The organism is Streptomyces incanus (assembly GCF_042656345.1).
GTDB classification, from domain to species: domain Bacteria; phylum Actinomycetota; class Actinomycetes; order Streptomycetales; family Streptomycetaceae; genus Streptomyces; species Streptomyces incanus.
Window position 1 is genome coordinate 1 of record NZ_JBHSPC010000014.1, and the last position, 14690, is coordinate 14690.

General features: G+C 70.8%; 11 protein-coding genes and 1 pseudogene. 3 read left to right on the forward strand and 9 right to left on the reverse strand.

What is annotated here, in order from left to right:
- Window positions 1-84 precede the first annotated feature (84 nt).
- Together ACFP2V_RS04890 and ACFP2V_RS04895 are read right to left on the reverse strand one after the other, a co-directional pair.
- Window positions 85-279: an acyl-CoA carboxylase subunit epsilon gene (locus tag ACFP2V_RS04890; RefSeq protein ID WP_381205921.1), complete on the reverse strand. Its 195-nt coding sequence runs from the start codon at window positions 277-279 to the stop codon at window positions 85-87.
- Between the two features lie 87 nt (window positions 280-366).
- On the reverse strand, window positions 367-1950 hold the full coding sequence (locus tag ACFP2V_RS04895) for an acyl-CoA carboxylase subunit beta (protein WP_381205924.1): 1584 nt from the start codon (window positions 1948-1950) through the stop codon (window positions 367-369).
- 640 nt (window positions 1951-2590) lie between these two features.
- Between ACFP2V_RS04895 and ACFP2V_RS04900 the strand changes: the two genes are divergently transcribed.
- On the forward strand, window positions 2591-3190 hold the full coding sequence (locus ACFP2V_RS04900; RefSeq protein ID WP_381205927.1) for a YceI family protein: 600 nt from the start codon (window positions 2591-2593) through the stop codon (window positions 3188-3190).
- A gap of 148 nt (window positions 3191-3338) precedes the next feature.
- Here the strand turns inward: ACFP2V_RS04900 and ACFP2V_RS04905 are convergent, their stop codons facing one another.
- The 7 genes from ACFP2V_RS04905 to ACFP2V_RS04935 form a co-directional block, all read right to left on the reverse strand.
- Window positions 3339-4688 (reverse strand): hypothetical protein, encoded by a 1350-nt coding sequence (locus ACFP2V_RS04905; RefSeq protein WP_381205930.1) that lies wholly within the window; start codon window positions 4686-4688, stop codon window positions 3339-3341.
- A gap of 120 nt (window positions 4689-4808) precedes the next feature.
- Complete coding sequence (cimA, locus tag ACFP2V_RS04910; protein ID WP_381205933.1) at window positions 4809-6413, reverse strand: citramalate synthase; 1605 nt, start codon at window positions 6411-6413, stop codon at window positions 4809-4811.
- 418 nt (window positions 6414-6831) lie between these two features.
- The gene (locus tag ACFP2V_RS04915; RefSeq protein ID WP_381205936.1) at window positions 6832-7920 is read right to left on the reverse strand and encodes a branched-chain amino acid aminotransferase; all 1089 of its coding nucleotides are present in this window, start codon (window positions 7918-7920) and stop codon (window positions 6832-6834) included.
- 252 nt (window positions 7921-8172) lie between these two features.
- On the reverse strand, window positions 8173-9216 hold the full coding sequence (locus ACFP2V_RS04920) for a 3-isopropylmalate dehydrogenase (RefSeq protein ID WP_381205939.1): 1044 nt from the start codon (window positions 9214-9216) through the stop codon (window positions 8173-8175).
- A 100-nt stretch (window positions 9217-9316) separates the two neighbouring features.
- Window positions 9317-9448 carry a hypothetical protein gene (locus tag ACFP2V_RS04925; RefSeq protein WP_381205941.1) on the reverse strand — a complete coding sequence of 44 codons (132 nt, stop codon included), beginning with the start codon at window positions 9446-9448 and terminating at the stop codon, window positions 9317-9319.
- Window positions 9449-9778: 330 nt separating this feature from the next.
- Complete coding sequence (gene pruA / locus ACFP2V_RS04930; protein ID WP_381205944.1) at window positions 9779-11419, reverse strand: L-glutamate gamma-semialdehyde dehydrogenase; 1641 nt, start codon at window positions 11417-11419, stop codon at window positions 9779-9781.
- 375 nt (window positions 11420-11794) lie between these two features.
- Window positions 11795-12721: a proline dehydrogenase family protein gene (locus ACFP2V_RS04935; RefSeq protein ID WP_381205947.1), complete on the reverse strand. Its 927-nt coding sequence runs from the start codon at window positions 12719-12721 to the stop codon at window positions 11795-11797.
- A gap of 139 nt (window positions 12722-12860) precedes the next feature.
- Here ACFP2V_RS04935 and ACFP2V_RS04940 point away from each other — a divergent pair, with 139 nt between their 5' ends.
- Both ACFP2V_RS04940 and ACFP2V_RS38640 read left to right on the forward strand, forming a co-directional pair.
- Window positions 12861-14117 (forward strand): PucR family transcriptional regulator, encoded by a 1257-nt coding sequence (locus ACFP2V_RS04940; RefSeq protein WP_381205950.1) that lies wholly within the window; start codon window positions 12861-12863, stop codon window positions 14115-14117.
- A gap of 116 nt (window positions 14118-14233) precedes the next feature.
- Window positions 14234-14446, forward strand: a pseudogene (locus ACFP2V_RS38640) (MFS transporter); the annotation flags it as partial.
- Window positions 14447-14690: the final 244 nt, after the last annotated feature.

Sequence of the window (14690 nt, forward strand, 5' to 3'; positions counted from 1 at the left end):
GCGTCCCCGCCCCGCCGGCGGGGCGGGGACGCGTGAAGGGGGCCCACCCGGGCGGGTGGGCCCCCTTCAGGGCGTGCTGTGGGCTCAGCGCCAGCTGTGCGGGGCGCGGAAGCCGGGCTCGCGCTCGAGGCGGCGCCAGCGGGCCCTGGCGCGGCCGGGGTGGGCCGGGGCGTCGTGGGCGGGGCGGGCAGCGGCGCGGGCGAGGAGGATCGCGGTGATGGCGGCGACTTCCTCGGGCCCGGCGTGGCCCTTCTCGACGCGGATGTCAGGTGTGCTCATGGGTGTCAGTCTCCCTGGGAGAGAGGTCCGCGGGGTTGCCGCGGGGGGTCCGCCGAATGACCGGGGCGGATCGCTTCGGCCGGTCGGCTACTGCGGAGGGTTGCCGTGCTTGCGGGAGGGCAGGTCGGCGTGCTTGGACTGCAGCATCGCCAGGGAGCGGATCAGCACCTCGCGGGTCTCGGCGGGGTCGATGACGTCGTCGACCAGACCGCGTTCGGCCGCGTAGTAGGGGTGCATCAGCTCGGACTTGTACTCCTTGACCATGCGCGCCCGCATGGCGTCCGGGTCCTCCGCGTCGGCGATCTGGCGGCGGAAGATGACGTTGGCCGCGCCCTCCGCGCCCATCACGGCGATCTCGTTGGTCGGCCAGGCGTAGGTGAGGTCGGCGCCGATGGACTGGCTGTCCATGACGATGTACGCGCCTCCGTACGCCTTGCGCAGGATCAGCGAGATCCTGGGCACGGTCGCGTTGCAGTAGGCGTAGAGGAGCTTGGCACCGTGGCGGATGATGCCGCCGTGCTCCTGGTCGACGCCCGGCAGGAATCCGGGGACGTCCAGGAAGGTGAGGATCGGGATGTTGAAGGCGTCGCACATCTGGACGAACCGGGCGGCCTTCTCGCTGGCCTCGATGTCCAGGACGCCGGCCAGGGCCTGCGGCTGGTTGGCGACGATGCCGACGACCTGGCCGTCCATCCGGGCCAGTGCGCAGATGATGTTCCGCGCCCAGCGCTCGTGGACCTCGAGGTACTCGCCGTCGTCGACGATCTCCTCGATGACCTTGGTCATGTCGTACGGGCGGTTGCCGTCGGCCGGGACCAGGTCGAGCAGGACCTCGCTGCGGCGCTCGGCCGCGTCGGTGTTCTCGGCCCTCGGGGGGTTCTCGCGGTTGTTCTGCGGGAGCAGCGAGAGGAGGTAGCGCACCTCGGCGATGCACGTCTCCTCCTCGTCGTAGGCGAAGTGGCAGACGCCGCTGGTCTCGGCGTGCACGTCCGCGCCGCCCAGGCCGTTCTGGCTGATCTCCTCGCCGGTGACCGCCTTGACGACGTCCGGTCCGGTGATGAACATCTGCGACGTCTCGCGGACCATGAACACGAAGTCGGTGAGGGCGGGGCTGTAGGCCGCGCCGCCCGCGCACGGGCCGAGCATCACGCTGATCTGCGGGATGACACCGGACGCGCGGGTGTTGCGCTGGAAGATGCCGCCGTAGCCGGCGAGCGCCGAGACACCCTCCTGGATCCGGGCTCCCGCACCGTCGTTGAGGGAGACCAGCGGGGCACCGGCCGCGATGGCCATGTCCATGATCTTGTGGATCTTGGTGGCGTGGGCCTCACCCAGCGCGCCGCCGAAGATCCGGAAGTCGTGGGCGTAGACGAAGACCGTGCGACCGTCCACGGTGCCCCAGCCGGTGATCACACCGTCGGTGTACGGCTTCTTGGTCTCCAGGCCGAAGCCGGTCGCGCGGTGCCGACGCAACTGCTCGACCTCGCGGAAGGTCCCCGGATCCAACAGCAGCTCGATGCGCTCCCGGGCGGTCAGCTTGCCCTTGGCATGCTGCGCCCGGGTCGCCTTCTCGCTCGGGCCGGCCAGTGCCTGCGCACGGATCTCGTGCAGTTCGGCAACACGTCCGCGCGCGTCGGCCGGCTCACCCGGTGCGTCATCCAAAACGGTCATGCTGCGACCTTACGAAGCTCACCCGGGAATGCGAGCCGTCGACTCCTCACAGTCTCGGGGCCGTTTTCCTGGTACGACCTGACAGAACCGTGGCGGCGTGCAGGCGTTCCGACTGCCCAGAGGGTGTGCGCGTTGTAGGATTCCAACAAACTCCAGGACTGAGGCGCCCCTCACGGCAATGCGCTGCGCGGCCTCCCCACGGGTGCCGCGTCCGGCGGATCCGGTGCCCGGCGTCCGCCGATTTCACCGGGCCGACGGCCGCTCCCCCACCCCCGCACCCGGTCGATCCCAGATGTTCTCCGGGGGTTCACCCATTCGGGTCGACCCACACCGCAGAGGGTAGCGGTACGACTCGCGGGCTCCCCGAGGCCGATCGGGCCGCGACAAAAACGAGTCGGCGCGGAGCATGGAAGTGGGCTGCCCGGGGACCCGTCTTCGATACGGCCGAACGAGCGGACCCTCCTGCCGACACCTGCCGCCGATCGGACCGCCTCGCCCCACCTGGCCGGCTGATCCACTCGCACCACTCCACGAAAGATGTTGAACTTTAAAGGGAATGCCTCTACAGTGAGTCTCGTTGAAAGTGATTGAACATTCAACGTGATCACTCGATCTCCCCCGTCCCCAGGAGGAACACACCATGGGCATCTTCAGCCGCAAGAGCGACACGCCCGCCGCCCCGGCCGCCGTGAACCCGGACCTGGCCGCCCTGACCGGCGACTACACGATCGACCCCGCGCACACCACTCTCGGTTTCGTCGCCCGGCACGCGATGGTCACCAACATCAAGGGAAGCTTCCAGGAGTTCACCGGCACTCTGCACCTGGACGGCTCCGACCCGTCCAGCTCCACCGCCACCCTCGACGTGGAGATGGCGAGCATCGAGACGGGCAACGCCGACCGTGACGGTCACCTGAAGAGCTCGGACTTCTTCAAGATCGAAGAGTTCCCGAAGATGACCTTCCGCTCCACCAAGACCGAGGCCCTGGGCGGCGACGACTACCGCGTCACCGGTGACCTGACGATCCTCGGCACCACCAAGCCCCTCACCATCGACCTGGAGTTCAACGGCGCCGCCAAGGACCCCTTCGGCAACGAGCGCGTCGGCTTCGAGGGCAAGGCCGAGATCCTGCGCTCCGAGTGGGGCCTGACCTGGAACGCGGCGCTGGAGACGGGTGGCGTGCTGGTCTCCGACAAGATCAAGCTGAACTTCGACATCTCGGCGATCCGCAACGTCTGATCCTCCCGACGGCTCGGCCCGGCCACCGCCGCACACTGAGCGCGCCCGCCCCCCTGCGTCTCGCACGGGCATCCGGGCGCTCGGCGTGTCCGGGGCCAAGGCCGGGGGCTGGGGCGTCACGCGTCCCGGCGGCAGGGCCCGCCGTCGTTCAGAACCCGCCGCCGAAGTCCCCTCCGCCACCGAAGCCGCCACCTCCGAGGTCACCGCCCCCGAAATCACCGCCGAAGTCACCGGGGTCGAAGTCGGCGCCGGAGACGTCGCCGCCGCCGTACCCACCGAAGTCGCCGTAGCCGCCGCCGTAGTCGGCTCCGTAGGCGGGGCTCGCCATCATGCTGCCCAGCATGGTGCCGACCAGCAGGCCGGGCAGCACGCCACCGCCGAAGTAGCCGCCTGCCCAAGGGCCGTAGGCCGGTCCCGCCTCCCAGTAGGGGCGGCGGCCGGAGTCGGTGTCGACCTCACGGACAGCCGGCTCCAGGCCGTCGGCCAGGCGGGCCCGGTCCGCCGCGCAGACCGGGACCTCCCGCGTGGTGCCGCTCGGAGGCGTCCAGCGGGCGTCCGCGATCGAGGGGCCGTGGCGCGGGTCGAAGAAGCAGGGCGGACGGCGCTCCGGCAGCGGCCGGCCCTCGCGGCGGGCGGCGAGCCGGGCCAGCGCGAAGCGGCCGTCCTCCACGGCCTGGGTGACCGCCCGGACGTCCTCCGGCCGGCCCGCCCCGCCCATCAGCCGCTTGGACAGTTCGTAGGAGTCCAGCGCGCGCTCGTAGTCCGTGCGCATGGCGTCGTCGGCGCCGGGCTCGCCGGGGTGGAAGTCGAGCCGGTCCAGCTCCTCGCCGAACGCGGTGATGTCCTCGTCGACCACCACCCGCAGCTTTTCCAGAGCGGCCCGCTGCTCCTCCTCGTGGCGCCTCCGGTTGCGGCGGACCACGGTGTACGCGCCCGCGCCGCCCACCGCCAGCACCGCGCCCGCGGTGATCAGCCCGCCGACCGGCACCCCGCCGCCGCCCTCGCTCCAGGAAGCCGGCGCCGAGCCGCCGGTGTTGCGCAGCGCGTCGTCGACGAAGTCGTTCAGCTGGGCCTTGGCGTCGCCGGCGCCCTGCGCGGCGGTGACCAGGTTCCCCACGCCCTGGCGGCTGAGCACGCTGCTGTCGGCGCGCGCGTCGAACTCGTCGCCGAGGCGGACGCCGTACAGGCCGGTGATCCCGGTCTCGGTACGCAGGTTCCGGAAGAGGTTCCCGGTGGGGTATCCGGCCGGGAGGACCGCGACGAAGACGGGTTTGTTCGCGTCCTCGATCTTGTTCGCGAGGGCCTCGGCGTCCGACTTGGACAGGATGCCGGTTGCCGCGGGATCGACGTAGACGGGGCTCTCGCGCAGGGCCTGGGCCACGGTCGAGAGGTCGGTGGCCGCGTGCGCACCCGGCGCCCCCGCCATCAGGACCGCCAGAGCGGCGGCCACCGGCACGATCAGCAGGCGTACGAGGGTACGCGTCAGGGCCTCCTTCATATGTCCGAAGCTACCCGAACCGGGCCGGGAACGGGCATCCGGTCCGGCCCGGACCTCCCGTACGACACGCGCGACTCGCGCATCACCACGGGTCGTCCCTGCCGGACCGGACCGGCCGGGTCAGACCGGCGGTTCGACCCCGGCCCGCAGCAGGCCGTACGTGTACGCGTCCTCCAGGGCCTGCCAGGACGCGGCGATGACGTTGTCCGCGACGCCCACCGTCGACCACTCCCCCGCGCCGTCGGACGTGGAGATCAGGACCCGGGTGGTGGACTGCGTGCCGTACTTGCCCTCGAGGATGCGGACCTTGTAGTCGACGAGCTCCAGCTTGGCGAGCTGCGGGTAGATCCGCTCCAGGGCGACGCGCAGGGACCGGTCCAGGGCGTTGACCGGGCCGTTGCCCTCGGCCGTGGCGACGATCCGCTCGCCCTTGGCCCAGAGCTTGACCGTGGCCTCGTTGGCGTGGGTGCCGTCGGGGCGGTCCTCGACGATCGCGCGCCAGGACTCGACGTCGAAGTACTTCAGTGGCCTGCCCTCGGCCTCCGCGCGCAGCAGGAGCTCGAAGCTCGCGTCGGCGGCTTCGTACGTGTAGCCCTTGAGCTCGCGTTCCTTGACCCGCTCCACGACCCGGCCGACCAGTTCGCGGTCGCCGCCGAGATCGATGCCGAGTTCCTTGCCCTTGAGCTCGATGGAGGCGCGGCCGGCCATGTCGGACACCAGCATCCGCATGGTGTTGCCGACCTGCTCGGGGTCGATGTGCTGGTACAGGTCCGGGTCGACCTTGATCGCGGAGGCGTGCAGGCCGGCCTTGTGGGCGAAGGCGGAGACGCCCACGTAGGGCTGGTGGGTGGAGGGGGTCAGGTTGACCACTTCGGCGATGGCGTGCGAGATGCGCGTCATGTCCCGCAGCCGGCCCTCGGGCAGGACCTGCCTGGCGTACTTGAGCTCGAGGGCGGCCACCACCGGGAACAGGTTGGCGTTGCCGACGCGCTCGCCGTAGCCGTTGGCCGTGCACTGCACGTGGGTGGCGCCCGCGTCGACGGCGGCGAGGGTGTTGGCCACCGCGCACCCGGTGTCGTCCTGGGCGTGGATGCCGATCCGGGCGCCGGTGTCGGCGAGCACCGTGGAGACGACGGCCTGGATCTGGGCGGGGAGCATGCCGCCGTTGGTGTCGCACAGGACGACGACGTCGGCGCCGGCCTCACAGGCGGCGCGGACGACGGACTTGGCGTACTCGGGGTTGGCACGGTAGCCGTCGAAGAAGTGCTCGCAGTCGACGAACACCCGGCGGCCCTCGGCCTTGAGGAAGGCCACGGTGTCGCGGACCATCGCCAGGTTCTCGTCCAGGGTGGTGCGCAGGGCGAGCTCGACATGGCGGTCGTGGGACTTGGCGACCAGCGTGACCACCTGCGCACCGGACGCGAGGAGCGCCCTGACCTGCGGGTCCTTCTCGGCGGTGGTGCCCGCGCGGCGGGTGGCGCCGAAGGCGACCAGCTGGGCGTGGCGGAAGTCGATCTCCTGCTGGGCGCGGGCGAAGAACTCGGTGTCCCGCGGGTTCGCGCCGGGCCAGCCGCCTTCGATGAAGCCCACGCCGAAGTCGTCCAGGTGCCGTGCGATGGCCAGCTTGTCGGCGACGGTGAGGTTGATGCCCTCACGCTGGGCGCCGTCGCGCAGGGTGGTGTCGAAGACGTGGAACGAGTCGTCGGGCTCGCTGGTTGCGGTCATGGTCTGAAGGCTCCTGGTGTTGGATCTCGGTCTACCGGAATGACCGGTTCCACCGTCCCCCCATGGTCCCTCGCGCCCGGTCCCCGGCTTGAGGTGGGCCGGGAAACAGAAAAACCTCTCGCGGGTGCGAGAGGTCTGCGCGCGGGTCGAGGACGACGATGTCCGCCCGTACGTTGTCGTACGGACGGTCACTGCGGACCGGCGCGCCTGCTGCCAATAATCGTGGCGAACGAGAGCACGGCGGAAGTGTTGCACAAAGCGGTTCCGCGATCACCGTCCGTCTCAGGATGCGGGCGTTGGGTGTCCGGTCCGCGGCGACCGGGGAGTCGGACCCGCGGCGACCGGGTGGGGACACGCGAACGCGCAGCCCCCCACGGGCGTCCGCGAGGGGCTGTACACGTCGTCGTCGGGGCCGGGCTCAGCCCAGCGGGTGCATCCAGCCGTGCTTGTCCTCGGCCGTGCCGCGCTGGATGTCGAGCAGGGCCCGGCGCAGGCGCAGGGTGACCTCGCCGGGCTCGCCGCCGCTCTGGTGCCACTCGCCGCCGGCCCGCTTGACGGTGCCGACGGGCGTGATGACGGCCGCGGTGCCGCAGGCGAAGACCTCGGTGAGGGTGCCGTTCTCGGTGTCGCGCTGCCACTGCTCGACCGAGATCCGCTCCTCGACGGCCTCGTAGCCGAGGTCGCGGGCGACACTCAGCAGGGAGTCACGGGTGACGCCCTCCAGGATGGAGCCGCTGAGCGCTGGGGTGACGATTTTGTTCCCGTAGACGAAGTACAGGTTCATGCCGCCGAGTTCCTCGACCCAGGTGTGGTCCACGGCGTCGAGGTAGCAGACCTGGTCACAGCCCTTGGCGGCGGCCTCGGCCTGGGCGAGCAGGGAGGCCGCGTAGTTGCCGCCCGTCTTGGCGTCGCCCATGCCGCCGGGGACGGCGCGGACGCGGTCCTCGGAGACCCAGATGGAGACCGGCTTCACACCGCCGGGGAAGTAGGCGCCGGCCGGGGAGGCGATCACCAGGAACAGGTACTCGTTGGCGGGCTTCACGCCCAGGCCGACCTCGGTCGCGATCATGAACGGGCGCAGGTAGAGGGATTCCTCGCCGCCGTGCGCCGGAACCCAGGCCTTGTCCTGCCCGACCAGGGCGTCGCACGCCGCGATGAACGTCTCCACCGGCAGCTCGGGCATCGCGAGGCGGCGGGCGGAGCGCTGGAACCGCTCGGCGTTCTTCTCCGGGCGGAAGGTGGCGACGGATCCGTCGGGCCTGCGGTAGGCCTTCAGACCCTCGAAGATTTCCTGCGCGTAGTGCAGGACGTGGGTCGCCGGGTCGATAGGGATCGGCGCGTACGGGACGAGCTGACCGTCGTGCCAGCCCCGGCCCTCGGTCCACTTGATCGTCACCATGTGATCGGTGAAGTGGCGGCCGAACCCCGGGTCGGCCAGGATCGCCTCCCGCTCGGCGTCGACGAGCGGGTGGGCGGAGGGCTTGAGCTCGATCGTGGGCGTGGTCATGAATGGTTGTCCTTCACCGGTTGTAGTGACGGGCCGCGCTCACGCCCGTACGGCCGGTGGCCAGTGATAGGACGTCCGAGCATTCCCTCATGTGGTGGCTCCGCGTTCGATTATCGCCCGGAGGCGGCGGAGGAGGGAACACGGGGTGAATGCGGCCCAGTGGTCGATGGTGGCACCCGGCGGGGACATGGGGAAGCCGCCGGGCGGTCGCGACCGGCGGCTTCGAGTGGGGTGTCGAGTGTGCGCGTCCGGTCAGCCGGCTACGCGTACGGCGAGCGCGTCGCCGATCTCGGAGGTGCTGCGTGCGGGCAGGCCGCCGCGCTCCGCGAGGTCGGCGGAGACGGCGTCCTCGATGCGGGCGGCCTCGGCTTCGTGGCCGAGGTGGCGCAGGAGGAGGGCGACGGACAGGACCGTGGCGCTGGGGTCGGCCTTGCCCTGGCCCGCGATGTCCGGGGCCGAGCCGTGCACGGGCTCGAACATGGACGGGAACGCGCCGGACGGGTTGATGTTCCCGCTGGCGGCGACGCCGATGCCGCCGGAGACGGCCGCGGCGAGGTCGGTGATGATGTCCCCGAAGAGGTTGTCGGTGACGATCACGTCGAAGCGCTCGGGCTGGGTGACGAGGTAGATCGTCGCGGCGTCGACGTGGATGTAGTCGGTGGTGACCTCGGGGTACTCCTCGGCCACCTTGTGGAAGACGTTCGTCCACAGGTGGCCGGCGAAGGTCAGCACGTTGTTCTTGTGGACCAGCGTGAGCTTCTTGCGGGGGCGGGCCTGGGCGCGGGCGAAGGCGTCACGGACGACGCGCTCGACGCCGAACGCCGTGTTCACCGAGACCTCGGTGGCGACCTCGTGCTCGGTGCCCTTGCGGATGGTGCCGCCGTTGCCGGTGTAGGGGCCCTCGGTGCCCTCGCGGACGACGACGAAGTCGATCTCCGGCTGCCCCGCGAGCGGCGTGGCCACGCCCGGCAGGAGCTTCGACGGCCGCAGGTTCACATGGTGGTCGAAGGCGAAGCGGAGCTTCAGCAGGAAGCCCCGCTCCAGGACGCCGGAGGGGACGCTCGGGTCGCCGATGGCGCCGAGCAGGATGGCGTCGTGCCGCTTCAGCGCGTCGAGGTCGGCGTCGGTGAGGGTCTCACCGGTGGCGTGGTAGCGCCGGGCGCCGAAGTCGTACTCCTCGGTCTCCAGCTTCACATCCTGCGGAAGGACGGCGGAGAGCACCTTCAGGCCTTCGGCCACGACCTCCTGGCCGATGCCGTCACCGGGGATCACTGCGAGATTGATGCTGCGAGACATGCGGGCACCCTACCCCTCGTCCCATGCTCTGACACGAGCCGTCCGGGATATGGACATCCGCACGGGAGGGGAGGTCGCGGTCCGGTGCGTTCGGCGCGGCTCAGTGGCCGGTCGAGCCGCCGTTGTCGCGACGGTCGAGGGCACGCTGGAGGGCGGCGGCGGCGTTCTTGCGGTCGGCCTCGCTCGTGCGGGAGGCGTGGCGGACGCGGCGACGGACGATGGTCTCGGCCATGGGAAATCGACTCCTTCGACAAGCCGGGAATGCGGAGGGGAAACGCGTCACCGGAAGGGGCGGGGAGCGGTGGCCGCAGGGGTTGCCTGCACAGGGCCCGGCTCACTACCGCCGTTCGCTTGATCGAGCGAGACGTTCGGCTCCTACAAAAATACGGGGGCGTGGCGCATCTGTCTGCACAATTACTCGGACTTCCTACTATTTGAGACGGTGGACCCGGTCACACCGCCGCGACCTGCGAAAACGCCGGACGGGCCAGGTCGGTACGACCTGGCCCGTCCAACGGGGCTGCGGCAGCGGTACGGAGGGGTGTCCCGGTGCCGGGGGGTGTCAGCCCATGTGCGGGTACGCGTAGTCGGTCGGCGGGACCAGCGTCTCCTTGATGGCGCGGGTCAGAGTCCAGCGCATCAGGTTCTGCGGGGCGCCGGCCTTGTCGTTGGTGCCGGAGGCACGGCCGCCGCCGAAGGGCTGCTGGCCGACGACGGCGCCGGTCGACTTGTCGTTGATGTAGAAGTTGCCCGCCGCGTAGCGCAGCTTCTCCATCGTGTACGCGGCCGCCGCACGGTCGCCCGAGACGACCGAGCCGGTCAGCGCGTAGTCGGACACCGACTCCATCTGGGTCAGCATCGCGTCGTACGCGTCGGCCGCGCTGTCGTCGTACACGTGCACCGCGAGGAACGGGCCGAAGTACTCGGTGCGGAAGACCTCGTTCTCCGGGTCGGAGCACTCGACGACGGTCGGGCGCACGAAGTAGCCGACCGAGTCGTCGTAGGAGCCGCCCGCGACGACGGTGCAGGACCGGTCCTCCTTGGCGCGGTCGATGGCGGCCTTGTTCTTGGCGAAGGACCGCTCGTCGATGACGGCACCCATGAAGTTCGACAGGTCGGTGACGTCACCCACGGTGAGGCGGTCGACCTCCGCGGCGAACTCCTCCTTGAAGCCGTCGTTCCAGATCGACGCCGGGATGTAGGCGCGCGAGGTGGCGGAGCACTTCTGGCCCTGGTACTCGAAGGCGCCGCGGGTCAGGGCGGTCTTGAGCACCGCGCGGTCGGCGCTCGGGTGGGCGACCAGGAAGTCCTTGCCGCCGGTCTCGCCGACCAGGCGCGGGTAGGTGCGGTACTTCTCGATGTTGTTGCCCACCGTCTTCCACAGGTGCTGGAAGGTCTTGGTGGAGCCGGTGAAGTGGATGCCCGCGAGATCGCGGTGCTCCAGAGCGACCTTGGAGACCTCGATTCCGTCGCCGGTGACGAGGTTGATGACGCCCTTGGGCAGACCGGCCTCCTCCAGCAGCCGCATCAGCAGCACGGCGGCGTGGGTCTGGGTCGGGGACGGCTTCCAGAGGACCACGTTGCCCATCAGGGCCGGCGCGGTGGGCAGGTTGGCCGCGATCGCGCTGAAGTTGAAGGGCGTGATCGCGTAGACGAAGCCCTCCAGCGGGCGGTGGTCCATGCGGTTCCACACGCCCGGCGAGTTGGCCGGGGGCTGCTCGGCGAGGATGCCGCGCGCGTAGTGGACGTTGAACCGCCAGAAGTCGATCAGCTCGCAGGGGCTGTCGATCTCGGCCTGCTGGACGGTCTTGGACTGGCCGAGCATGGTGGAGGCGGCGATGGTCTCGCGCCAGGGGCCCGACAGCAGTTCGGCGGCGCGCAGGATGATCGCCGCGCGGTCGTCGAAGGACATCGCGCGCCAGGCCGGGGCGGCGGCCAGGGCCGCGTCGATCGCGTCCCGGGCGTCCTGCTGGGTGGCGTTGGCGTAGGTGCCCAGGCGTGCCTTGTGGTGGTGCGGCTGCACGACGTCGAACCGCTCGCCGCCGCCCATCCGCCTCTCGCCGCCGATGGTGCAGGGCAGGTCGACCGGGTTGTCGGCCAGTTCCTTGAGCTTGACCTCCAGCCGGGCGCGTTCGGGCGAGCCGGGGGCGTAGCCGTGCACCGGCTCGTTGACGGGCGTGGGGACCTGGGTCACAGCGTCCATGAGCTCCTCTTCCGAGTGAATCCCTGGTTTCGGTCCGTGGAGACCAAAACCTTGTGCGTATTTTGGGTGGCGGTCAGGGCTTGACCGTTACGAGTTCGCTGTGGCGAGCGAGTGAGAAGCCCCTACGGGGGCGGAGTCACGGTTTCCGTACTCCTTGGCGGAGGAAAGCAGGTCGGCTCAGCCGGCTGATGGGCGGTAGCTGTCGCTATCCAGGGTGCACCTGGGTGTCCACAGTTGCCGCTCATCCCCTGCTGACCATCGAGCGCAGGAAGAAGCGCAGATTCGCGGGCTTCTCCGCCAGCCGGCGCATACTGTGCCTCCCCGGGGGGACAACCCCCGGACCCCCGGCCGAGGCCGTAGCACAGCCGAATTTCCTCAACCACGGCCGATCACACTCCGCAGGAAGAAGCGCAGGTTCGCGGGCTTCTCCGCCAGCCGGCGCATGAAGTAGCCGTACCAGTCGGTGCCGTAGGCCGTGTAGACGCGCATGCGGTGGCCTTCCGCGGCCAGCCGCAGGTGCTCCTCGCCGCGGATGCCGTAGAGCATCTGGAACTCGTACTCGTCGAGCTTGCGGCCGGCGGTGCGGGCCAGTTCCTGGGCGATGGAGATCAGACGCGGATCGTGGGACCCGATCATCGGGTAGCCCTCGCCCTCCATCAGCGTCCGCAGGATGCGCACGTACGCCTTGTCGATCTCGTGCTTCTGCTGGTGGGCGACCTCGGCGGGCTCCTTGTAGGCGCCCTTCACCAACCGTACGCGACTGCCGTTCGCGGCGAGGCGGCGCGCGTCCTCCTCCGTGCGGAAGAGGTAGGCCTGGATGACGCAGCCGGTCTGCGGGAAGTCCTTCCGCAGTTCGTCGTGGATGGCGAACATCGAGTCGAGGGTGGTGTGGTCCTCGGCGTCGAGGGTGACCGTGGTGCCGATCGCGGCGGCGGCTTCGACGACCGGGCGGACGTTGGCGAGCGCCCGGTCGTGGCCGCCGGGAAGAGCCTGGCCGAACATCGACAGCTTCACCGACATCTCGGCGCGGGTGCCGAGCTCCAGCGGGCCGAGCCGGCCGATCAGTTCCAGGTAGGCGTCGCGCGCGGCGGTGGCCTGCTCGGGGGTGGTGATGTCCTCGCCGACGACGTCCATCGTCAGCTCCAGGCCGTTGCCGGTGAGCTCGTCGATCACGGGCAGGATCTCGCCCACGGTCTCACCGGGGATGAAACGGTCGACGACCTGCTTGGTCACCGGGGCCGCCGAGACGAGGCGACGCATCCGGTCGCTGCGCGAGGCGGCGAGAATCACGGGACCCAGCACGAGGCACCTCCACAAACTGCGAAACGACCGTGACCCGACGCTTCGGGTGGGGCACGGAGAACCACCGTGAAACCTAGGGATCCATCCGATCGTGGGCCATCGACAGCTGTCACGCATTTGTGTCACCGATCTCAGACAGATGTATGAAGGCGGTGCGGTTCTGCGGGAGAATGCCGGGGTGACGTCGGAACACAGGGGTGACTACCAGGAGCTGGTGGACGAGATCTCGGAGCTGCTCGGCGCTCCGGCGACCCTGGAGAACCGTGACTTCGAGCTGCTCGCGTTCGGCGCGTACGACAGCGAGGGCGAGCTCGATCCGTCCGTCCTCGACCCGGTGCGCACCCGCTCGATCCTCACCCGCCGCTCGACGGCCGCCGTCCGGGCCTGGTTCGAGGGGTTCGGCATCACCCGTGCTACGGGCCCGGTCCGTATCCCGCGCACACCGGAGGCGGGTGTGCACCGGGGCCGCGTCTGTCTGCCGGTGCGTCATCGGGGCGTCGTCCTCGGCTACGTCTGGCTGCTCGACTACGACCCGGGCCCCTCCGAGGAGCAACTGGGCGCGGCGATGGGGGTGACCGCCCGGATCGGGGCGCTGCTCGCCGACGAGGCACAGCACGGTGCCGATCTGACCCGCGAGCTGCGGGCGGTGCTCGGCGCGGAGCGTGACGGGCAGCGCGAGCCGGCCGTCGCCGAGCTCCGCACCGCCCTCGGCGGTCGCGCCGACGGCCCGTACACGCTGGTGTGCGTGGCTCCGTGGCCCTCCGCCGATCCCGAGGACGCCCCGTCGGTGCGTACGGTGCCGGGCGCCACGGCCCTGTGCACCCTGCCGTGGGGAGCCGCGGACGTGTCGCTGGCCCTGCTGCTGCGGCTGCGCGCCTCGGACGTGCTGACCCCGGCGACGACGGCCGCCGGCCGGCTCCTGGAACGGGCCGACGCGATCGGCGCCGGGCACCGGCCCGTCGCCGGCACGGCCCCCACGACTCCCCCGGGCGCCGCCGGGATCGCCACACCCCGCTTCGGTCTCGCCGGTCTGGGCGCCGCCTGGGGCGAGGCGTCGGCTGCGGCCCGTGCGGCCCTGGCCGAGCCCCGCCTGGGCCCGGTCGCCCACTGGTCCTCGATCGGCCCCTACCGGCTCCTGACCGCGCTGCCCCGGCGAGCCGCCCCCGACCCCGCCGTCGGCCCGCTGCTCCTTCCGGGGCACCGGGAACTCGCCCGTACCGCCGAGACCTACCTCGACCACGCGGGCCAGGCCGGCCGCACGGCCGCCGAGCTGGGCATCCACCGCCAGACCCTGTATTACCGCCTGTCCCGCATCGAGCAGATCACGGGCCTGGATCTGGACGACGGCGAGGACCGGCTGCTGCTGCACATGACCTTGAAGGCGCACCGGTTGTGATCGGCCGAAGGGCCGTCAGCGCCGGCCGGCGGCCCTTCGGCCGATCACCTGGCGGAGCCCTGCGCCGAACCGGTCGGCGGTGGGTGCGTTCTGCGGGTCGAACGACCATCGACTGGCCTGGCACGGGACGGCATGGCGTCCCGCTGTCGATGGCTCCGGTGCTCCCGGTCGTCCACGGCCTGAAAAACGCGTCCCGGGGCCGGAAGTCCGGTACGTCGTGCCGGTCGCCGTGGGCCTGCTCTTCGCGGCCCTGTTCGTCCACCGTCGGCGGACCGTCGTCTCGCCGATGATCCCGCCGGCCCCGTTCCGGGGACACGGCTTCGGTCCGGACCCGGTCTCGAGCCGGTCACCGTGTTCGGGCTCTCCCGGTCTGCGAGGGCGTCAACCGCCGGCCGTCGCTGAGCGGCTTCCAAAGCGGGCGGGCAACGCCCTGGCGACGGCGGCCCGGAAGGTGTTCACCAGCGGAATGCACGCGGCGGCGTTCGCCGGGGCGGTGGTGCCGGCGGGCGCCGCGGTACCGGTGTCGGTGACGTTGCGGCAGAAACGGGGACGGGTGCGGGAGGCGGCGACGGC